Origin of the sequence: Pseudomonas sp. Larv2_ips, assembly GCF_963879675.1 — a bacterium.
In the GTDB taxonomy this organism is placed as follows: domain Bacteria; phylum Pseudomonadota; class Gammaproteobacteria; order Pseudomonadales; family Pseudomonadaceae; genus Aquipseudomonas.
Genome location: NZ_CAWOAW010000014.1, coordinates 1,410,077 through 1,430,364 on the forward strand (window position 1 = coordinate 1,410,077; position 20,288 = coordinate 1,430,364).

The 20,288-nt window shown below is 62.5% G+C and carries 16 protein-coding genes; all 16 read right to left on the reverse strand.

The genetic code is table 11. The features are described 5' to 3' along the window. Positions 1 to 152: 152 nt before the first annotated feature. The 16 genes from AACV02_RS13140 to AACV02_RS13215 all read right to left on the reverse strand — a co-directional run bounded on the left by AACV02_RS13140 (position 153) and on the right by AACV02_RS13215 (position 20,286). Complete coding sequence (locus tag AACV02_RS13140; protein ID WP_119740127.1) at positions 153 to 1,184, reverse strand: alpha/beta fold hydrolase; 1,032 nt, start codon at positions 1,182 to 1,184, stop codon at positions 153 to 155. A 140-nt stretch (positions 1,185 to 1,324) separates the two neighbouring features. Then, positions 1,325 to 2,086 carry a PIG-L deacetylase family protein gene (locus AACV02_RS13145; RefSeq protein WP_119740129.1) on the reverse strand — a complete coding sequence of 254 codons (762 nt, stop codon included), beginning with the start codon at positions 2,084 to 2,086 and terminating at the stop codon, positions 1,325 to 1,327. A 178-nt stretch (positions 2,087 to 2,264) separates the two neighbouring features. Continuing rightward, positions 2,265 to 2,924: a glycosyltransferase gene (locus AACV02_RS13150; RefSeq protein WP_119740131.1), complete on the reverse strand. Its 660-nt coding sequence runs from the start codon at positions 2,922 to 2,924 to the stop codon at positions 2,265 to 2,267. Beyond that, positions 2,921 to 3,520 (reverse strand): SAM-dependent methyltransferase, encoded by a 600-nt coding sequence (locus AACV02_RS13155; protein WP_119740133.1) that lies wholly within the window; start codon positions 3,518 to 3,520, stop codon positions 2,921 to 2,923. The genes AACV02_RS13150 and AACV02_RS13155 overlap by 4 nt, the downstream gene beginning before the upstream one ends. Continuing rightward, positions 3,517 to 4,275 (reverse strand): PIG-L deacetylase family protein, encoded by a 759-nt coding sequence (locus tag AACV02_RS13160; protein ID WP_106579061.1) that lies wholly within the window; start codon positions 4,273 to 4,275, stop codon positions 3,517 to 3,519. The genes AACV02_RS13155 and AACV02_RS13160 overlap by 4 nt, the downstream gene beginning before the upstream one ends. Further along, a complete protein-coding gene (locus tag AACV02_RS13165) occupies positions 4,272 to 5,270 on the reverse strand; it encodes an acyl-CoA dehydrogenase family protein (RefSeq protein WP_119740135.1) in 999 nt (332 codons plus the stop codon). The genes AACV02_RS13160 and AACV02_RS13165 overlap by 4 nt, the downstream gene beginning before the upstream one ends. A 1-nt stretch (position 5,271) precedes the next feature. After that, positions 5,272 to 7,428 (reverse strand): glycogen debranching protein GlgX, encoded by a 2,157-nt coding sequence (gene glgX, locus AACV02_RS13170; protein ID WP_106579063.1) that lies wholly within the window; start codon positions 7,426 to 7,428, stop codon positions 5,272 to 5,274. Positions 7,429 to 7,561: 133 nt separating this feature from the next. Further along, complete coding sequence (locus tag AACV02_RS13175) at positions 7,562 to 7,831, reverse strand: DUF2934 domain-containing protein (protein WP_106579064.1); 270 nt, start codon at positions 7,829 to 7,831, stop codon at positions 7,562 to 7,564. 24 nt (positions 7,832 to 7,855) lie between these two features. Beyond that, positions 7,856 to 10,612 (reverse strand): malto-oligosyltrehalose synthase, encoded by a 2,757-nt coding sequence (locus AACV02_RS13180; protein WP_119740137.1) that lies wholly within the window; start codon positions 10,610 to 10,612, stop codon positions 7,856 to 7,858. Beyond that, positions 10,609 to 12,693, reverse strand: coding sequence for a 4-alpha-glucanotransferase (gene malQ / locus AACV02_RS13185; RefSeq protein WP_119740139.1), 2,085 nt, complete (start codon positions 12,691 to 12,693; stop codon positions 10,609 to 10,611). The genes AACV02_RS13180 and malQ overlap by 4 nt, the downstream gene beginning before the upstream one ends. Beyond that, positions 12,690 to 14,435 carry a malto-oligosyltrehalose trehalohydrolase gene (gene treZ, locus AACV02_RS13190; RefSeq protein WP_119740141.1) on the reverse strand — a complete coding sequence of 582 codons (1,746 nt, stop codon included), beginning with the start codon at positions 14,433 to 14,435 and terminating at the stop codon, positions 12,690 to 12,692. Before treZ ends, malQ begins: the two co-directional genes overlap by 4 nt. A gap of 19 nt (positions 14,436 to 14,454) precedes the next feature. Next, positions 14,455 to 16,011 carry a glycogen synthase GlgA gene (gene glgA / locus AACV02_RS13195; RefSeq protein WP_106579068.1) on the reverse strand — a complete coding sequence of 519 codons (1,557 nt, stop codon included), beginning with the start codon at positions 16,009 to 16,011 and terminating at the stop codon, positions 14,455 to 14,457. A 509-nt stretch (positions 16,012 to 16,520) separates the two neighbouring features. Next, positions 16,521 to 17,474: a D-2-hydroxyacid dehydrogenase family protein gene (locus tag AACV02_RS13200; RefSeq protein WP_119740143.1), complete on the reverse strand. Its 954-nt coding sequence runs from the start codon at positions 17,472 to 17,474 to the stop codon at positions 16,521 to 16,523. A 26-nt stretch (positions 17,475 to 17,500) separates the two neighbouring features. Next, positions 17,501 to 18,514: an alpha/beta fold hydrolase gene (locus AACV02_RS13205; RefSeq protein WP_119740145.1), complete on the reverse strand. Its 1,014-nt coding sequence runs from the start codon at positions 18,512 to 18,514 to the stop codon at positions 17,501 to 17,503. Positions 18,515 to 18,616: 102 nt separating this feature from the next. Further along, positions 18,617 to 19,630 (reverse strand): alpha/beta fold hydrolase, encoded by a 1,014-nt coding sequence (locus AACV02_RS13210; protein WP_119740147.1) that lies wholly within the window; start codon positions 19,628 to 19,630, stop codon positions 18,617 to 18,619. Positions 19,631 to 19,845: 215 nt separating this feature from the next. Beyond that, entirely contained in the window at positions 19,846 to 20,286 is a 441-nt protein-coding gene (locus AACV02_RS13215) for a YqaA family protein (protein WP_119740150.1), read from the reverse strand. Positions 20,287 to 20,288: the final 2 nt, after the last annotated feature.

The window sequence follows — 20,288 nt, forward strand, 5'->3', positions numbered from 1 at the left end:
CAACGCACGGTGGCCCGAGTCCATTCGGCCCACCGTGTTCAATTGGCACCACTGTTCAAGCCAAAGAATGTCCTTCCCGACAGTCGTGCGCTGAGCAGCAAAAAACACTCCCCGCCCAAGGCCGGTACCCGCGCCAGGTCGTCGCGATAAGGTCACAGGTGATCGGCGTCGAACACGGCCTTGGCGAACGCTGCCGGTGCTTCCTGCGGCAGGTTGTGGCCGATCCCGCCATTGATCTGGCGAAATTCGTACTTGCCGGTGAAGCGCTTGGCGTAGTCCTCGGGTTGCGGGTGCGGTGCGCCGTTGGCGTCGCCTTCGAGGGTGATGGTCGGCACGCCGATGGTGGGCGATTGGGCCAGTCGCTGTTCCAGCGCGTCGTATTGCGCCTCGCCTTGCACCAAACCCAGGCGCCAACGGTAGTTGAAAACCGTGATGGCGACGTGATCGGGGTTATCCAGGCCTTTGGCGCTGCGCGCGAACGTGGCGTCGTCAAAGGCCCACTTCGGCGAAGCGGTTTGCCAGATCAGCCTGGCAAATTCGTGGGTGTTCTTCTGGTACCCGGCGGCGCCGCGCTCGGTGGCGAAGTAAAACTGGTACCACCACTGCAATTCCGCCTTGGGCGGCAGCGGTTGCTTGCCGGCGGCCTGGTTGCCGATCAGGTAACCGCTGACAGACACCAATGCCTTGACCCGCTCCGGCCATAGCGCCGAGACGATATCCGCCGAGCGCGCGCCCCAGTCGTACCCACCGAGCACCGCTTGCTTGATCTTCAGTGCGTCCATGAAGTCGATCACGTCCTGTGCCAACGCTGCCGGTTCGCCGTTGCGCAGGGTTTTATCCGACACAAAACGCGTGGCGCCATAGCCGCGGGCATACGGGATCAACACGCGGTAGCCTTTGGCTGCCAGCCACGGCGCGACATCGGCATAACTGTCGATGTCGTAGGGCCAACCGTGCAGCAGGATCACCACCTGGCCGTTGGCCGGGCCAACGTCGGCGTAGGCCACATCGAGCACCCCGGCCTTGACGTGCTTGAGCGCGCCGAAGGCGGTTTGGTGATGGCTGGCCGGCGTTGGCGGCTCGGGCATTTCAGCATGAGCCACGCCCAGGGCGCCGAATGGCAACAAGGCCAATGCCAGAGCAAGCGGACGGTGTTTGGAGCGACGGGTCAACAGAGTGTGCATGGCGAGCCTCCTGCGGCTGATGGGTGCCTGACACTCAGTTGACCGCTGCGCTGTATCGCGCATGTTTCAGGAACGGTCCTGGGTTAAACGCTGTGTATCGCCACGGCTGCTGTACACAGTGCGATACATAACCGCCTGCTCTACGTGAACACGATCTCATACGGCTCGCGCATGCGTTCGAGCAGTTCCTGGGCGAGCATCGGCGCGAGCCCGATGGCCGGGTCGCCGACCAATTGGCTGGCGTAGGCATGAGCTGCGTGCAGTTTGCGCGCGACGCTCCAGCTGTCCAGACGCACCTTATGCGCCCGTTGCCAAGGCATCATCGCCGCTTCACGCGCCGGACTGTGCCAGGCCCAGATGGGCAGTTCATAAAGCCGCGCGCCGATCAGGCTACAGGCCTTGGCGCTGGCACGGCCGACGGCGTCGTGGTCGTCATTGCCGTCGTTGCGCCACGTGGTGAATACCACGTCGCCCGGCTGCAGGTAACGCGCGATGAACTGGCTCATCGGCTGTTCACTGCTCGCCAGGGCGTCGTCACGAAAACCGCCGCGAATCCACTTCAAGCTGTGCAGCGGCATGCCCAACCTGCGCAGCGCCTCGGCGCTTTCCTGTGGGCGGATCACACTCAGGCGGCTCGCCGGCCATGCGTGAGACCCCGGATGGCTGGCGCTGCCATCGGTGATCGAGATCAGCAGCAGCGGGTGCTCCAGGGTACTGAGCAGTTGCAGCAGCCCTCCACACGCCAGCACTTCATCGCCAGGGTGCGGAGCAATCACCACCACGCGCGCACCAGGTGGCACCAGCGAAGAGGGAGAGGTAGCGGGAATTTGCGCCAACTGTGGCGCGCTGTTCCAGATTTGCGCGGGACCGCGGCGGCCCTCGCTTAAGGAGGCAGGCTTCATGGGTGTCACGTCCTTGTCGATTGATGCTGGGCCGTACCCCGTTGACGGGACGACGCTCTTTTTTTTCAGCGCAGACTCCGCTGCGGTGATGCGCGGTACTCCAACCCTGGAATACCGGCAAGGCGCTATCAGCATAGTCAAGGATTCATGGCTTTTACATCGTGAAATGTTGATTTTTTCAGCTGGCCTGCATGAGGCTTTTCAAATAGTCACCAAAACCGCCTTCGGCGCGGCAGTCGAGCCGGCCACTGGTAATCACCTGTGGCCGGTGGCTCCAGGCGATGGACGCGCCGCAACGCTCCAGATTGCGCACCAGTTGCACATCTTCATGGCAGGCCAGGGGCTCGAACCCGCCGGCTTGCACATAGGCGCCAGCACTCACGCCCAGATTGGCACCGTGTACATGCCGATGGCCGTCTCGGGCCTGGTAGGCCTGGGTGTAGCGAGTTTGCGCCGCGGGGTCGAAGCCGTCACTCCAGCCGTCCACGGTCACGGTGCCGCACACCGCGTCCACACCCAGCGCCAATTGCGCCACCAGCCAGTCAGGGGCGACGCGGCTGTCGGCGTCCGTGCACGAAATCCAGCGTGCACCTTGATTCAGCAAGTGCCGCGCACCCACACCGCGCACCTGCCCGACATTGCGCGCCTGCACGTGCAGGCTTTGCACCGCATAGGCCTGCACGATCGCCGCACTGCCATCGTTGCAGCTGTCGAGCACGGTGAGGATCTGGACCGTTTCGCCGAGCAGCTCCGGATGGCGTGCGGCAATCAACGCAGACTTCAGGCATTCGCCCAGCAGCGCTTCTTCGTTATGCACCGGGATCAGAACGCCGATCATCGCAGCCCCTCGAGGGTTGCGACCGAGGTGCGGTCGCGGCTCCACAGGTCGAGCAGGAAATCACTTTCGTGATGCTGCACCACCGGCGGCATGTCCAGCCTTTGCTGCAGCAGGGCATGCACCTGTTCAGCGGTCTGCGGGCACCCTTCAATGCGTGGGCGCCAGTGACAGGCCAGCAGTTGCCCGTCTTCGGTCAAGGCGCCAAGGGCGCAGTCAACCAGGCGGTGCAGATCATCGGCATCCAGGTAGTAGCACAGCTCGCTCAACACGATCAGTTCGAATGAACCTGTCGGCCACTGTTCCGGCAAACGGCTTTGCTGTACCTCGGCATGGGCAAACCCCAGCAGCCGGGTTTGCGCCAGCGCCACGGCGGCACTGGCCGTGTCACAACACACCAGGCGGTCACAGCGCGGCGCCAGTTCGGCGCTCAGCTCGCCGTTGGCGCAACCGGGTTCGAATATCGACGCATACCGCGGGCGGGTCAGCGCCGCCAGGGTCAGCGCGCGTTTGCGCTGCTCGTACCAGCGTTGGCGAAATGCCCAAGGGTCGTCATTGCCGGCGAACAGTTGGTCGAAATACGGCGTGGCCACGCTCATACAAACACCACTTCAAAAGGCTGCAGCAGGCGTTCCACCACATAAGGCGCGAGCACAGGCGGCAGGCCGATCTGCGGGTCGCCCTCCAACTGGCTGGCAAACGCGTGGATGGCATGACGCTTACGCGCCACTGTTTCGGGCGTCAGCAGGATTTTGCGCGCACGGTCCCAGGGCACTTGGCTGTCTTCCGGGGTTGCCCAGTGCCAGGTCCATACGGGCAATTCATACAGGGTCGCCCCAACCGCCTGCGCGGCCTTTGCACTGGCGCGGCCGACAGCCTCATGGTCGCAGTGCCCATCTTCGCGCCACGTGGTGAACACCACGTCGGTGGGTTTGAGGTAGCGTTGAATGAACGCACTCAGCTGTTCTTCCTGCGCCGCCACCTGACTGTCGCTGAACCCTGCGCGCAGCCATTTGAGGCTGTGCAACGGCAAACCCAGGCGGTGCAATGCCTGGGCTGATTCCTGCGGACGCACCACACTCAGGCGCTCCACCGGCCAGCGCTGGGAACCCGGATGGCTGGCGCTGCCATCGGTGACGGAAATCAGCTGAATCGGCCGGCCGATGGCCGCCAGGCCTTGCAGCAGGCCGCCGCAACCGAGCACTTCATCGTCCGGATGCGGGGCAATGATGACTGCCCGATGCCCTTCGGGTACCAACTGTTCGACGCTGATGTGAGGCAGCTCGGCCATGTGCGACGAGGCTTGCCACTGATGCAGCGGCGTGCCCTGGCCTACGATCGGATTGGGTTTCATAACTGCCACCTCCCTGTGGGTTGCTCGGCCACCTGTTCGCCCAACGCCGCCAGGTCGCGCTCTGCATGGCTTTGGCGCACGTACACCGGCAGGTCCGCCATCAACTGGGCAAAGTGCGGGTCTTTGCAATAAGGCCCGGCACCTGCCGCACGGCCCACATGGTGGATGACCTGCTCGACAGTGTCTTCGATGCACGCGCGCACCTGCTGCGCTAACAGCCGCGCATCCGCCCGTGGAGCGCGGTCAACCTGTTCTGCACTGTCACGCAATACACAGGCCGCACTGTTGAGCACGCTGTCCACCGCGCCCAGGTGGGCGAGGGCATGGGGCTCGGGGCGCTTGCTGCATTGCTCGCGCAACACCTCGGCCAGGCGTTGCGCGCCGCCGTACCAGCAGGCGGCAATGCCAATCCCGCCTTGCCAGAAGCCAGGGCGGGACAGGTAATCCCCCGGCCCGCCGACGGCAATACCCTTGGCCCCGTCAAACACAATCTCGACGCTGCCAGTGGCGGCCATGCCCACGGCGTTCCAGCCTTCATTGGTGACGATAATGCCGGGCTGATCCATGTCCACGGCAACCAGTTGCTGACGGTCTTCGTCGTCCCAGGCGGTCAGCAAGCCATGACTGACCACCGCCGCCCCGGAACACCAGGCCTTGCGCCCATCGACGATCAACCGATGGCCATCACGGCGCACACGCACCTTGGCGGTCGGCGGTTCGGCGGCCCACATGCCCCACAAGCTGCCCAAGGGCGGCAGGGGGCTGTCGAGTTCAGCGATGATCGCCAACGCATCGGTGTGGCCTTCGAACAACTTGCACAGGCGCAAATCGTGGCCCGCCACCTGCGCCAGACGACTGAATCGCTCCAGCGTCTGGCCACTGCCGGGTAACGGCAGCTGGTCCAGGCCTTCTTCCTGAAGGGCCTTCAGGGCTTGGCCCAAAGCGTGCGTGTCCGCATAGCCCCGGTAGCTTTGAAGGAATCCATGCAACGCCATTTCACACCTCGTCGTGCTGCAGTTCAAACAGCAACAGCGAGCGGCCGGTGACTGCGTACTCGTGCTCGAAATCAAAGCGCTCCTGACCGCGCACCGCTGGCTCGTTGGTGTCGAGCATGCAGGTCCAGAACTCGCCTTCCGGCACCGGTGGCAGGCGGAAATTGACCATGTCGTGGTGGGCGTTGACCACCAGCAGCAACGTCGCATCGCCACCCGGGCGGCGAATCCCGGTTTCCTGGGCGCGGCCATCCATCAGCATGCCCAGGCAGCGGCCATGGCTGTCTTCCCACTGTTCGGTGGTCATCTCGTTGCCATCCGGCGCCAGCCAGGTGACGTCCTTCACCCCGATGTCTTCGTTGTAGTCACCCACCAGGAAGCGTCCACGGCGCAGGATCGGATACGCCAGGCGCAGCTTGATCAGGCGTTTTACAAACTTGAGCAGCGCCTTGCCGTCGTCGTCCAGCTCCCAGTTGACCCAGCCGATCTCGCTGTCCTGGCAGTAGGCATTGTTGTTGCCATGCTGGGTGCGAGCGAACTCGTCACCGGCCACCAGCATCGGTGTGCCTTGGGCCAAGAGCAGGGTGGCGAAAAAGTTGCGCATCTGGCGCAGGCGCAGCGCGTTGATTTCCGGGTCTTCGGTAGGCCCTTCGACGCCGTGGTTCCAGGACAGGTTGTTGTTGCTGCCATCCTGGTTGTTTTCGTCGTTGGCTTCGTTGTGCTTGTCGTTGTACGACACCAGGTCGTGCAAGGTGAAGCCGTCGTGCGCGGTGATGAAGTTCACCGAACTGTACGGGCGTCGACCACGCTGGTTGAACATCTCGCCGGACGCAGTCATGCGTGCAGCAAAGTCTGCCAACTGGCCGTCATCGCCTTTCCAGAAGGCGCGCACGGTGTCGCGGAAGCGGTCGTTCCATTCCACCCAGCCCGGTGGGAATTTGCCCACCTGGTAGCCACCGGGGCCGCAGTCCCACGGCTCGGCGATCATTTTCACCTGGCGCAGCACCGGGTCCTGGCGGCAGGCCACGAGGAAGCTGTGGCGTTCGTCGAAGCCATCGCGGTAACGGCCCAAAATGGTCGCCAGGTCAAAGCGGAAACCGTCCACGTGCATCTCGGTGGCCCAGTAACGCAAGGAGTCGGTGACCATTTGCAGCACGCACGGGTGGCTCAGGTCCAGGGTGTTGCCGGTGCCGGAATCGTTGATGTAGAAGCGCTTGTCGTCAGGCATCAGGCGATAGTAGGAGGCGTTGTCGATGCCGCGCATTGACAGGGTCGGGCCGCGCTCGTTGCCTTCGGCGGTGTGGTTGTAGACCACGTCGAGGATCACTTCCAGCTTGGCTTCGTGCAGGTGCGCGACCATTTCCTTGAACTCGGCAATCTTGCCGCTGGCCAGGTAACGCGGGTCCGGGGCGAAAAAGGCGATGCTGTTGTAGCCCCAATAGTTGGTCATGCCTTTTTGCAGCAGGTGCTGGTCGTTGACGAATGCGTGCACGGGCAGCAATTCCACCGACGACACACCCAGCTGGCGGATGTGCTTGAGCACGTCATCTTCCATCAGCCCGGCGCAGGTGCCGCGCACCGACTCGCCAACCGAAGGATGGCGCATGCTGATGCCCCGCAAGTGGGTTTCATAAATGATCGTACGGTCCCACGGCACCCGCACCGGCTGGTCGTTACCCCAGGTGTGCGCCGGGTCGATGACCTTGCACTTGGGCACGAAGGGCGCGCTGTCGCGTTCGTCGAAACTGAGGTCATCGTCGGGGTGGCCGATGGTGTAGCCGAACAACGCTTCGGACCATTTGAGTTCGCCCACCAGCTGTTTGGCATAGGGGTCGATCAGCAATTTGTTGTGGTTGAAGCGGTGACCATTGGCCGGGTCATAGGCACCGTACACGCGGTAGCCGTAAATCAGCCCAGGGTGGGCGTCGGGCAGGTAACCGTGGAAGGTTTCGTCGGTGTATTCAGGCAGTTCGATGCGTTCCAGCTCAACTTCGCCGGTATCGTCAAACAGGCACAGTTCAACTTTGGTGGCGTTGGCCGAGAACAGCGCAAAGTTGACGCCCAGGCCGTCCCAGGTGGCGCCGAGGGGGAAGGGCAAACCTTCACGAATCCGCGACGGCTCGTTTTCCGGCGTCGGTTGGTTTTTATCTGGTTTGCTCATTGAGTTGCTCCTGCAAGGGTCTTTTTTCGGGCCGAGCGCGACCGTGCTGGCGATCGTTCAGCTGACGCAGTGGATATTCAAAAGGGAACCTCCTGCCGGCAACGCCGGGAGGAGGCCCGTAAGGTCGTGACGCTTAAGGCTTGGGTTTTTTCGGCGCTGCGGGCTTTTTCGCCGCAGGCGGCGCCGGTTTGCTCGCTGCCGGTGCCGGCGGCTTGGCTTTGGGCGCAGGCTTGGGCGCGGTTTTTGGCTTGGCAGCGGCCTTGGGCTTGCTTGGCGTCAGCGCTTCGGCTTCGGCCAGTTTGCGCGCCATCTCCCAGTGGCGAGTGTCCTCTCCGTGGGGCTTGCCCTCGGATTCCCAGATCTGATGCGCCAATTCGCGAATACGTTTGTCTTCAGTACTCATCACAATGCTCCTCACAGAAAAGTTTCAGCTTTCTTGATCATCAGGATTGATAAAGACATTGACCGGGAAATCCCCCAGGGCAGCGCTGATCAACAGCTCCTTGTTTGGTGTGACTGCGCCTGTATGAAAAAGTCCCTTCCAGTTTTGCGTTGTCGCGGCGAACGGTAATTTAACCCGTGTATCGCCCCAAACCTGCGCGTCGATGTGGGGTCGCTCACCGTTTTCCAGCAAGCGATGAGGCCAGCGCGGCACCACCACCAACAGGCGTTTGCCTTGATGTTCGCGACAGAATGCGACCACATGTTCTGCGTGCGTGCCGGTGACCTCCAGCGGTGTGTAGTGGCCGCTGCGAAAAATCTCCGGGTCGGCCTTGCGCAACGCCAGCACCTGGGCAATCAGCGCCTGCTTGACGCGCCCGTCGCGCCAGTTGGATAACAGTTCAGGGATGTCCGGCGGTGTGTTCAGCGCGTGTTGCCGCGCGCTGAAGTCCACCGGACGACGGTTGTCCGGGTCCACCAGGCTGAAGTCCCAGAACTCATCGCCCTGGTACAAGTCCGGCACACCCGGCACCGTGATGCGAAGCAAGGATTGCGCCAGGCTGTTGACCGCACCGGCCGCGGCAATCGCGTGAGCGGCGTTGCCCAGGGCGGTGCGCAATGCGCTGCCCGCATCGCTGAGCAACAGGCGCGACAGAAACGCCTCGACACCTTGCTCATACGCCTCGTTCGGCGCGCTCCAGCTGCTTTGCAACTTGGCTTCGCGCAGGGCCTTTTGCTGCCATTGCCAGAGGCGCTGCTGGTAATTCTCGACGTCCAGGTGCAGGTCCAGCGGCCAACAGCCCAGCAACACTTGATACAGGATCAGCTCATCACCGGCCGACGGGCTATTGGCATCCTCGCGCAAGGGGGCGGCGAGGGTGCGCCAGTGCTCAACCTGTTCGACATACCACGGCGCGCATTCACTCAATACCGCCAGGCGTGCGCGGGTATCTTCGCCGCGCTTGTGGTCGTGGGTGGCGGTGGCCAGCAGGTTGTCGGGAAAGGTCTGCAAGCGTTGTTGGTTGACGGTGTGAAACGCCGCCACCGGCGCACTGAACTGCTCGGTGCTGAAACCCACGTCATTGCGCGACAGCAGTACTGCCGAGCGATAGAACGCGGTGTCTTCCACAGCCTTGGCCGCGGCCGGAGAGGTCAGTTGCTGGAAGCGTACACAGGCATGTTTGAGTATCTTGCGCTCGCGCCCGATCGGGCGATGGCGCCACGGCTGGCCGCCCAGCCATTTTTCCAGATGATCGAGCACCGGCCAGTCGCCTTCGCTCAACGTGCTGCGGGCACCGGCCAGGGCTTGCAGGAAAAACACATCATCGTTTTCGCTGCGGCCACGGGCGCTGATGTAAGTGCGGTACACCGGGAAGTGCACGATCAGCTCCTGCAAGGCGCGGCGGATCGCGCCCAGGGTCAGGTCGCGGGTCATCACATCGTCACGCGCCACCTGCAGCAGGGCCTGGGCCACGCTTTCGAAGTCACCGGCCAGCGAGCCATTCAGGATCTGCTGGCGTGCCAGCCAGGCTTCTTCGATAAAGGCCGCTGGCCGTCCGCTGTGGCGGGTCCACAACTCGGCAAGCGGCTCGAAGCCTTGAGGATCATGCTGCAGCAACGACAGCTGATTCATGAATTCGTAGCCGGTGGTGCCGTCTACTTTCCAATCTTCGCGCAGGGTTTCGCCTTCACCGAGGATTTTTTCCACGAAGATCGGCAAGTGCCGTTCGGGCGACAGTGAATCAACCCGACGCCGCAGCTTGCGGCAATAACCGCGTGGGTCGGCCAGGCCGTCGATGTGGTCGATGCGCAAGCCATCTATCAGGCCCTCGCTGATCAGCTCGAAGATCTTGCCGTGTGTGGCCTCGAATACCGCCTTGCGTTCAACGCGCAAGCCGCCCAATTCATTGACATCAAAGAAGCGCCGCCAGTTGATGTCGTCCGCCGCCGTGCGCCAGCTGGCGAGCCGGTAGACTTGTTCTTCGAGCAATTGATGCAGGCGATTGAAACCCTCGGGCTGGCGTGCGTCGAACTCGCCCAGGCGTTGCTCGATGGCACGGCGCACGTCGCTTTCGGTCGCGCGTTCGGCCAGCGCCTGCTTGAGCCAGGCGGCTTCGTGGTAGGCATCATCCTGATAGGCCAGCGCGCTGAAACGCTCGGCCAACGGCCGGAGCAGCGCGTCGGCGCCGAGGATCAACGCGTAGTCGCGCGGGCAGATCGGGAAGCGGTGCTCGTAATGCTCAACGTAAAACGCCCCATGCTCGGCGTCAAAATGCAGCGTCAGCGCGCCGGTCTGCAAAGCCTCGCCATAGTCGCTGCCCAGAAACGGCATCAGCAGTTGGCCTTTGAGCAACGGGTCCGGCGAGTGCCACTGAATATCGAAGAACTCGCTGTAGGGGCTCAGGCGTCCCCATTCGAGCAGGTCCAGCCACCACGGATTGTCCGCGCCACCCACGGCCATATGGTTGGAGACGATATCGAGGATCAGCCCCATCTGGTGTTCGCGCAGTGCAGCAACCAGGCGCCGCAACGCGGGTTCCCCGCCCAGTTCGGGGTTGACGGTCGTCGGGTCGACCACGTCGTAGCCGTGCATGGAGCCAGCGCGGGCACTGAGTATCGGTGAGGCGTACACATGGCTGATGCCTAGCTGGGCGAAGTACGGCACCAGAGGCACCGCATCGTCCAGGGTAAAACCTTTATGGAATTGCAGGCGCTGGGTAGCGCGCAGGGGCAGTGCTTTCATCGGTCACGCTCATAGGCTTGGTTGCGCGCAACGGCCAGCAGTTCGAGGCGGCGGGCGGCGCCGGCGTTGTCGAGCAGGCTGGCGGCTTCGCCCGGCAGGCGACGGCGCCAATTGGGATGGGTGTCGGTGGTGCCGGGCAGGTTGGCTTGTTCTTCGATGCCCAGCGCGTCTTCCAGCGGCAGCAATACCAGCGGCGCACGGGTATGGCCGAGGTAGCGCACGCTGGCGTCGATCATGTGGTCGGTGTCGTTGCGGATTTCATCGACAAAGTTCTGCGGGTCCTGGCTCAAGGCCTGGCGCAGTGCCTGACGTTCGCGCAGGCGGTGTTCGCTCCATTGCTCCACCGTCGGTGCGTCGATCAGGCCGAGCTGGATATTCCACTCGATGTCGCGGCTGTGCCACCAGCCGTTGAGGGTCGGCAAGTCGTGGGTGCTGGTGGTCGCCAGGGCGTTGTCCGGCCAGTCAAGGATCGGCCTGAATTGGCCATCGTGACCTTGCTCGAACAGCAGCACGCGCATGCCCAGAATCGAACGCGCGCTGAGTTTTTCGCGCAGGCCATCGGGCACGGTGCCGAGGTCTTCACCCAGCACAATCGCCTTGTGACGCTGGGATTCCAGCGCCAGCAGTCGCAGCAGGTCGTCCACCGGGTAATACAGGTACGCACCCTCGCGCGGGGAGGCATCCATGGGGATCACCCACAGGCGTTGCAGGCCCATCACATGATCGATGCGCAGGCCACCGGCATGGGCGAAGTTGGCCCGCAGCATCTCGATGAAGGCGCGGAAGCCGTTGCGTTTGAGGCCTTCGGGGGAAAACGCAGAGATGCCCCAACCTTGACCGGCGCGGTTGAGAATATCGGGCGGCGCACCCACGGTGAGGTTCGCCAGCAATTCATCCTGGCGGCTCCAGGCCTGGCTGCCGCCGCCGTCGGCGCCGACGGCCAGGTCGGCAATCAGGCCGACGCCCATGCCGCTGCCACGCGCGGCTTGTTGCGCACGCTCCAGGCAACGCGCGATCAGCCATTGGCTGAACGCGTAGAAGCCGATTTCGTCGCGGTGTTCAGCGGCGAACTTAACCAGTTCAGGGCTTTGCGGCGAGCGCCAGGCTTCAGGCCAGTGACGCCAGTCGAGGTCTTCTCCCGCGGCGGCGCGAACGGCCTGCACGGCTTCGAAACGGCAATGGTTCTCCAGGGCTTCACCGCCATTCTGGCGAAAGCTCAGGAAATCGGCATGCTGCGGGTGTCCGCCGTGGCGGAAGTCTTCATACAGCGCGCGCAACAGGCGCTGCTTGGCCTTGGCAGCGGCGGGCCAGTCGATCAGGGTGTGCTGTTCCAGCGTGTGCAGTTCTTCGGTCAAACCGCAGGCGTCGATGGCATTGCGCACTTCGCGCTCGCCCAGGATGCAGGCAGGCGAGGCGTACAGGCTGTTCAGAAACAGGCGGCTGGACGGCGAGTAGGGGCTGTAGCGCTCGGTGTCGGCGCTGAACATCGCGTGCATCGGGCTGATCGCCAAGGCATCGGCGCCGCGTTCGGCGGCGGCGCGAACCATGTGCTCCAACGCTTGCGTGTCGCCAAAACCACCGTCGCCGAGACGACGCAGCGCGTACAGTTGGGCGCTCAAACCCCAGGCGCGCGCCGGTTGGGCGTCGACGGCTTCAGCCACGCTGTAGCAGTGAGCGGGCGCCACGGCCAGGGTGAAGGTCTGGTCGTCGATGTGCACCTGGTGATAGCCCAGCGCGATGACGCCTGGCAGCACGGCATCACCGTCTAGGCGCAGCTCCAGGGTTTCGCCGGTTTCCAGGCTGACCCGGCAGGGCGTGTCTGCGGCAAAGTAGCGTGCCAGGTCGAGGCCTTCGCCGCTGTCGACGGTCATCATGGGCGGCAGATGCTTGTCTTGCTGCACCTGTTCGAGTTCGAGCAGGCTGGCGTTGATTTCGGCATCAGTGTCGGCCGGGTGGCCCAGGCCTTTGAGAACGGCGCGCAAGGCGCCGGGTTTAACATGTTGCGGACGGCCGTTCGCGTCGATCCAATCGACGGCCAGGCCCGCTCGGCTGGCGAGTATTTCCAGGTTCGCTTCGCTCAAAGGTGCTCTCCAACAGGGGATAGGGCAACGCGTGCGCTGAAAGGCGCCAAGTGCGCCCCTTCACCGGCAGGCGTTTCAAATAGCAGGTGCGGCGGCGCAGGGTGATCCAGCGGTTCGGCGCCCAGGTTCAAGTCAATCTGCAACACACTGCCGTTGCCCAGGCGCCAGCGCGCGCTGACGGCGCCTTGCCCCAGCACCTGCGCGCCCAAGGCCACGCTGCCGGGCAAGTGCGGCACGATCTGCTGGTGGCGCAGGCTCAACAGTTGGCGGTAGAACTGGGCGTGCTGGTTTTCGGTGAAGGCGGGTGCTGATTGTAAAAAGGTGGGCAGGGCATTCGGGTCGGGAATGTGTTCACGCCTTTGCGGGTCTTTGAATGCGGCAAAATCAGCAAACTCGTTGCGCCGGCCTTCGCGCACGGCTTCGGCCAGCTCGCCATGGTGATCGGTGAAAAACAGGAACGGTTCCTCGGCATTCACTTCATCGCCCATGAACAGCAACGGAATCATCGGCGACAGCAGCAATAATGTCGTGGCTGCCTTGAGCGCCTGCGGCGAGCACAGCTGATGCAGGCGTTCGCCCAGTGCGCGGTTGCCGATCTGGTCATGGTTCTGCAAAAACGCCACGAAGGCGCTGGGCGGCAAGTCCCCACTGGGTTCGCCGCGCTCATGGCCGTGGCGGGTGGTGTGGCCCTGATAGATAAAACCCTCACCCAGGCAGCGCGCGAGTTTTTCGGTAGGGTTTTCAGCGAAGTCGCTGTAATAGGCGTCGGTTTCGCCGGTAAGCAATACGTGCAGCACGTTGTGGAAGTCATCGTTCCACTGCGCGTCGAAATCGTTCTTCAGCAGGCTGGCCTGGTTCAGCTCGTTTTCCAGCACCAGCCAGACGTGCCGACCTGTGTCTACCTGTTGGCGAACACGGTGGGCCAGCTCCTTGAGAAAATCGGGATTGTCGATCGCGTGCACCGCATCCAGGCGCAGGCCATCAAAGCGGTATTCGAGCAACCACATCAAGGCATTGTCGAGGAAGAAGTCGCGCACCTCGCGACGATCAAAATCAATGCCTGCGCCCCAGGGCGTGTGCACGTCTTCTTGAAAGAAACCGTTGGCGTATTGGCCCAGGTAGTTGCCGTCCGGGCCGAAGTGGTTGTAAACCACGTCGAGCATCACCGCCAGGCCGTGTTCGTGGGCGCTGTCGATCAATTGCTTGAGCTGTTCCGGCGAGCCATAAGAGGAGTGGGGCGCATAGGGCAGAACCCCGTCGTAACCCCAATTGCGTTCGCCGGGAAATTGCGCCAACGGCATCAATTCAATCGCGGTGACGCCCAGTTCAGCCAGGCGTGGCAGCTGCTTTTGTACGGCGGCGTAGCCACCCAGCACACCCACGTGCAGCTCGTAGATCACCGCTTCGTGCCATGGGCGGCCTTGCCAATGGCTGTGTCGCCACTGATAGGCGAGTGGATCGACAACCACGCTCCAACCATGAACATCCTCGGCTTGCGCTCTGGATGCCGGGTCGGGTACGTCGTTTTCGCCGTCGATGTTGTAGCGGTAGCGAGTGCCCGCCGGGCACTGTATCTCTACCTCAAACCAGCCATCTGCCTGGGGCAGCATGGCGATGGACTTGCCGTCTTCCAATTCAACGCTGACATAAAACGCGTCTGGCGCCCACAGGGCAAAACGCGTGTGTTGCGCGTCCAGCATGATTGCGCCGTGGGGCCAGGTTTCCAGAGTCCGTGACGGCATCTATGAAGCCCTCCCTTGATTATTTGTTCGATTTCCCCAGTGCTTTAACCACAAGCTGTTCGTACAGTTCGGCGTAGGGTTCCACCGCCTGAGACCAGTTGAACGGCTGCGTCATGGCGCGGCTGCGCATCGCATTGAGCAGGCCGGTATTGGCAAATACCCTGAAGGCGCGGCTCAACGCTTCCTTGTAGCTTTCAACCGTGGACTCGTTGAACAGAAACCCGGTAACGCCATTTTCAATGGTGTCGGCCAGGCCACCGGTATTGCGCGCCACTGGCAGCGAGCCGAAGCGCTGGGCGTACATCTGGCTCAAGCCGCAGGGCTCATAGCGCGATGGCATCAGCAGGAAGTCACTGCCGGCGAACATGCGGCGGGCATCGGTTTCGTTGAAACCGATGCGCACGCCCACCTGGCCCGGGAACCGCAGGGCCAGCTCACGCATGGCGTGTTCTTCTTCAGGTTCGCCGCGGCCGATGATGGCAATCTGGCCACCGTTCTCAACGATAAAGCTGCTGACCGCCTCGGTGAGGTCCAGGCCTTTTTGGTACACCAGGCGCGAAACCACCGCAAACAGCGGGCCGGTGGAGTCGTGCAGGCCGAACAACTCGCGCACATGGGCGGCGTTGATGGCTTTGCCTTCCCAGTCACCAATGTTGAAGTTGTGGGTCAGGTGCGTGTCAGTGGAGGTTTCCCAGCTTTCGTCGATACCGTTCGGGATGCCACTGAGCAGGCCTTGTTGAGTCTTGCTCGCCAGGAAGCCGTCGAGGCCGCAACCGAATTCCGGCGTGGTGATTTCCTGGGCGTAAGTGGCGCTCACGGTGGTGATGTGGCTGGAATACGCCATGCCGGCCTTGAGGAACGACATTTTGCCGTAGAACTCCATGCCTTCCTGTTGCAGGGCATGCGGCGGAATCCCCAGTTCAGGGGTGGAAGCCAGGCTGACCACGCCTTGGTAGGCAAGGTTATGAATGGTGAACAGCGTTGGCGTACGCGAACCACGCCAGTGCATGTACGCCGGTGCCAGGCCTGCTGGCCAGTCATGGGCGTGCACCAGGTCCGGGCACCAGTGGATCTGTGCGAGGTTGGCGGCCATGTCGGCGGCGGCCAGGCCCAGGCGTGCGAAGCGAATATGGTTGTCCGGCCAGTCGCGCCCGTTGTTGGCGCCGTACGGCGTGCCTTCGCGCTCATACAGCTCGGGGCAGATCAGGACATAGATGACCAGGCCATCCTTGAGATCCATGCGCCCGATCTTGCACGGCGGCAGCGCTGCATGGCCACCCAGTTCGCCGATGATATGGATCGGGTTGTCGCTTTCCATCACTTGCGGATAACCCGGAATCAACACGCGCACGTCGTGCAGGTGCGCCATGGCGCGGGGCAGGGCGGCGGACACGTCGCCCAGGCCGCCGGTTTTCACCAGGTCGGCGAATTCGGAGGTGACGAACAGGACTTTCTTTCGATTCGGGTTCTGACTCACGATCGGCCGCACAGTGTTAGGCAGGTCGGCCAACGCAGTGGGCCCCCCTACCGGCTGACTAAAACGCTCTCCCTGAGTATCTACTGCAGCACTGATCATAATTCTCTCCGACATGTCTGGTTGGCTAATGGCCCGCTGCCATCGGCTCCGAAGACCGCATCCTGCGGCCAGGCGCACAAGCACTGTACAAACTGGCAAGGCGTATGCCAGTTGCACTCATTGCTAAAAAAGAGTGGATGGACGGGCATTTGGCGTGAACCGCGTGCACTCGCCTCCCTTAAAAACTGGACCTACGGCAGAGTTGGAAAGTTTCGATTTTTTGCGGGGTTTTTATTTTGGAACGGACCCATCGGTCATGAGTCTAGGCCAGATCCTAGAGCCTGTAGGGTTTATGCGGGAATTTTGTAGGACAAAAAACTTTTAACCTTATGCAAGGTTGAATGCTTGCGCTGATCGCGGGGGCTGTCCAGCAAGGCCTGGGCCCAAAGTTTGTTCGCGCCGGGTTGCAACACCGCCCGATGTTCTGCGGTCGAGCCAGAGGCCGCTGCGCGCGCACCAGCGGGTGCACGCACCTCGCCACAGCAGTGCGTACGCCCTTGATTGGTGCGCTACCCGAGCACGCGAATGGGCATGCCGCCGGCCCAGGCCTGGATAGCCTCGATCATCTGCTGGTAGAACTGCCGGTAATTCTGCTCGCTCACGTAACCCACATGCGGCGTGGCCAATACATTGGGCAAGCGCCGAAACGGATGCTCCGCAGGCAGTGGCTCTTGGCTATACACGTCCAGCGCCGCCCCGGCCAGGCGTCCGGTGGACAAGGCCTGCACCAGTGCCTGTTCGTCCACGATCGGCCCGCGCGCCGTATTCACCAGCCGTGCGGTCGGCTTCATCCAGCCCAGCGCCTGGGCATCCACCAGGCCACGGCTGCGATCGCTGAGTACCAGATGCACAGTCAGGATGTCGGCCTGTTCAAACAGCTCACGCTTGCTGACCCAGGTCACTCCCGACTCGGCCGCACGTTCTGGCGTGAGGTTTTCACTCCAGGCAATCACGCGCATGCCGAACACCTGGGCAAATTGCGCGACCTTCTGGCCAATGCTGCCCAACCCCAGGATTCCCAGGGTCTTGCCATACAGATCACCGCCCAGGCCAACCTGCCAGCCGCCGTCGCGCACCGCATTGGCCTCGACCAACAGGTTGCGGGTCGAGGCCATGATCAGTGCCCAGGTCAATTCCGGCGCCGCCTGCTTATAACTGTCGGTGCCGCACACCTGGATTCCCAAGGCCTTGGCCGCCGCCATGTCGATGGCGGCATTGCGCATGCCGCCGGTCACCAGCAATTTCAGCCGGGGCAGGCCCTCCAGCAGAGCCCTGTCGAAGGTCGAGCGTTCGCGCATCACGCAAATCACTTCAAAGCCCTTCAAGCGCTCAATCATCAACGCAGTGTCCGCCGGGTAGTCGTGCAGGAAATGCACCTGGCCCACCGACTGCAGCACCGACCAATCCACCACGCCACTGGCTACATCCTGCCAATCATCAATGACTGCGATCTGTACCGACATTCACGAGTGCCTCGAAAAAGGTTGGATTAAAGGGCGTTCAACCCCTGCAACAGCGTCTGATTAAACTTAACTGGCTCTTCCATCTGCGGCGCGTGCCCAAGGCCCGGGAATTCCACCAGGGTTGCGCGGGGGATCAACTTGGCCACTTGCTTGCCGAGCACGTCGTAATGACCGAGCCTGGCCTTGACCGCCGGCGGCGCGATATCGCTGCCGATGGCGGTGGTATCGGACGTGCCGATCAGCAGCAGCGTGGGCATCTGCAAATCCTTGAGCTCGTAGTACACCGGCTGGGTGAAGATCATGTCGTAAATCAACGCCGAGTTCCATGCCACCTGGGTGTGCCCCGGGCCTTTGTTCAAACCGGTGAGCATGTCGACCCAACGGTCGTACTCAGGCTTCCAGCGCCCGACGTAGTAAGTATTGAGTTCATACTGGCGAATGCCGTCGGCGCTCAGTTTCAGCTCGCGTTCATACCATTGGTCAACGCTGCGATAGGGCACGCCCAGCGCTTTCCAGTCTTCCAGGCCGAGCGGGTTGACCAGCGCCAGTTGCTCGGTCTGCGCCGGGTACAACAGCGCGTAGCGGGTGGCAAGCATGCCGCCGGTGGAGTGGCCGACGATGGCGGCCTTTTGAATGCCGAGTTTATCCAGCAGTTGGTGGGTGTTGAGCGCCAGTTGCTGGAAACTGTATTGGTAGTGGTCGGGCTTGCTGGACGTGCAGAAGCCGATCTGGTCGGGCGCGATCACCCGGTAACCGGCGCCGCTCAAGGCTTTAATCGATTCATCCCAGGTGGCGCCGCAAAAATTCTTGCCATGCATCAGTACCACGGCGCGCCCGTTGGCCTTGCCTTGGGCGGGCACGTCCATATAACCCATCTGCAGGCTTTTGCCCTGGGACTCAAAGTTGAAATGCTCGACGGGATAGGGGTACTTGAAGCCTTGCAGCTCGGGGCCATAGGCCGGGCCTTCAGTGGCGGCGAAGGCGGGGACGGCAGTGCTCAGCAACAGGCTGGCAGCGCACAGTGAGCGGATCAACGTCATGGGTCAGGCTCCGAAAACAGTGTCTCGGATGCTGTGGCGAGGGGATTAAGCGAGGATTAACGGAGCGCCGCGTGATCAGCCAGCGCCCCTGCGATAATCGCTTCAGGGCGCGCTCAGACCCTGCAGCAACGCCGCGTTGAACCGTTCAGGGTCTTCCACTTGTGGCGAGTGGCCCAGGCCGTCGAATTCCACCAGCGTGGCACGCGGTATAAATTGAGCGACTTGCTTGCCCAGCACCTTGTAGTTGCCGATTTTCGCCTGCACTTGCGGCGACGCCAGGTCACTGTTGAGGGCCGTGGTGTCCTCGGTGCCAATCAGCAGCAGCGTCGGCACCTGCAGGTTTTTGAACTCGTAGTACACCGGCTGGGTGAAGAGCATGTCGTACAGCGCGGCTGAATTGCGCACCACCTCCGCGTGGCCGGAGCCATTGGTCAGCCCTACCAGCATGTCCACCCAACGGTCGAAGGCCGGTTCCCAGCGCCCCGCGTAATAATGGCGCTGTTGATAGGCGCGCACGCTTTGGTAGGTCAGTCGGCTCTCTGACTGAGCCCACTGGTCGACGGTACGGTATGGCACACCGAGGGCTTTCCAGTCCTCCAGGCCGATGGGGTTGACCATCACCAGTTGGTCGGTTTGCTGTGGGTAGAGCAAGGCGTAGCGGGTGGCAAGCATGCCGCCGGCGGAATGGCCCAGGACCGTGGCCTTTTGAATGCCAAGCTTTTGCAGCAATTGATGGGTGTTGATCGCCAGCTGCTGGAAGCTGTATTGGTAGTGATCAGGCTTGCTGGAGGTACAAAAGCCGATCTGGTCCGGCACTACCACCCGATAACCGGCTTCGCTGAGCGGTTTGATCGAGCCTTCCCAGGTGGCGGCGCAGAAGTTCTTGCCGTGCATCAGCACAATGCTGCGGCCATTGGGCGTGCCTTTGGGGGCAACGTCCATGTACCCCATTTGCAGGGTTTGGCCTTGAGACACGAATTTGAACCGTTCCACCGGGTAGGGGTATTTGAACCCCTGCAGCTCGGGACCGTAGGTGTCGTGTTTGCCGGTGGCGCATCCGGTAAGGGTGGCGGCGAGTAACAGGCCGCTGAGATAGAACATACGCTTGGCTTGCATGGTGGGCTCCGCAGTGAAAATCGGATGCTGTCGGCAAGCGATTAATCGAGGATTAACCCCTTGGAACTGCCGATAGGCACAGCTCAACCGCGCGGATAAACAGAAGATTCCTACGGGGAATGCCCGCATAACCGTGCGTATGCATAGGAAATTAAGGGCCCGACCGGGCTCGCGTCTAGCTGTCAGATTTGACAGTGTCGACCAGTGGTCCCGCGCTACCGGTGCGTGAGCTGGCTCAGCGTCACGAGCGCCAGCACCGCGTATCGCGCGCCCTTGGCCACGCTGACCAGCAGCAGAAAGCGCCAGAACGGCTCACGCATGACGCCAGCCACCAGGGTCAGCGGGTCGCCGATAATCGGCAGCCAACTGAGCAACAACGACCAATGCCCCCAGCGCTGGTAGTGCGCGCGGGCCTTTTCCAGGTGCCGCGGGCTGACCGGAAACCAGCGCCGTCCCTTGAAACGCTCGACCGAGCGCCCCAGCCACCAATTCACCACCGAGCCCAATACGTTGCCAACGGTGGCAAGCGCGAGCAGCCACCACAGGCTGTAATGGCCGCTGATCAACAGGCCCACCAGCACTGCTTCCGATTGCAACGGCAACAGCGTGGCGGCCCCGAAGGCGGCGAAGAAAAGGCCCAGGTAACCGGTGAGCACGA

Excerpts from the sequence above, each read along its gene's own strand:
- AACV02_RS13140 (WP_119740127.1), bottom strand. The coding sequence starts at position 1,184 with ATGCACACTCTGTTGACCCGTCGCTCCAAACACCGTCCGCTTGCTCTG.
- AACV02_RS13145 (WP_119740129.1), bottom strand. The coding sequence starts at position 2,086 with ATGAAGCCTGCCTCCTTAAGCGAGGGCCGCCGCGGTCCCGCGCAAATC.
- AACV02_RS13150 (WP_119740131.1), bottom strand. The coding sequence starts at position 2,924 with ATGATCGGCGTTCTGATCCCGGTGCATAACGAAGAAGCGCTGCTGGGC.
- AACV02_RS13155 (WP_119740133.1), bottom strand. The coding sequence starts at position 3,520 with ATGAGCGTGGCCACGCCGTATTTCGACCAACTGTTCGCCGGCAATGAC.
- AACV02_RS13160 (WP_106579061.1), bottom strand. The coding sequence starts at position 4,275 with ATGAAACCCAATCCGATCGTAGGCCAGGGCACGCCGCTGCATCAGTGG.
- AACV02_RS13165 (WP_119740135.1), bottom strand. The coding sequence starts at position 5,270 with ATGGCGTTGCATGGATTCCTTCAAAGCTACCGGGGCTATGCGGACACG.
- glgX (WP_106579063.1), bottom strand. The coding sequence starts at position 7,428 with ATGAGCAAACCAGATAAAAACCAACCGACGCCGGAAAACGAGCCGTCG.
- AACV02_RS13175 (WP_106579064.1), bottom strand. The coding sequence starts at position 7,831 with ATGAGTACTGAAGACAAACGTATTCGCGAATTGGCGCATCAGATCTGG.
- AACV02_RS13180 (WP_119740137.1), bottom strand. The coding sequence starts at position 10,612 with ATGAAAGCACTGCCCCTGCGCGCTACCCAGCGCCTGCAATTCCATAAA.
- treZ (WP_119740141.1), bottom strand. The coding sequence starts at position 14,435 with ATGCCGTCACGGACTCTGGAAACCTGGCCCCACGGCGCAATCATGCTG.
- glgA (WP_106579068.1), bottom strand. The coding sequence starts at position 16,011 with ATGATCAGTGCTGCAGTAGATACTCAGGGAGAGCGTTTTAGTCAGCCG.
- AACV02_RS13200 (WP_119740143.1), bottom strand. The coding sequence starts at position 17,474 with ATGTCGGTACAGATCGCAGTCATTGATGATTGGCAGGATGTAGCCAGT.
- AACV02_RS13205 (WP_119740145.1), bottom strand. The coding sequence starts at position 18,514 with ATGACGTTGATCCGCTCACTGTGCGCTGCCAGCCTGTTGCTGAGCACT.
- AACV02_RS13210 (WP_119740147.1), bottom strand. The coding sequence starts at position 19,630 with ATGCAAGCCAAGCGTATGTTCTATCTCAGCGGCCTGTTACTCGCCGCC.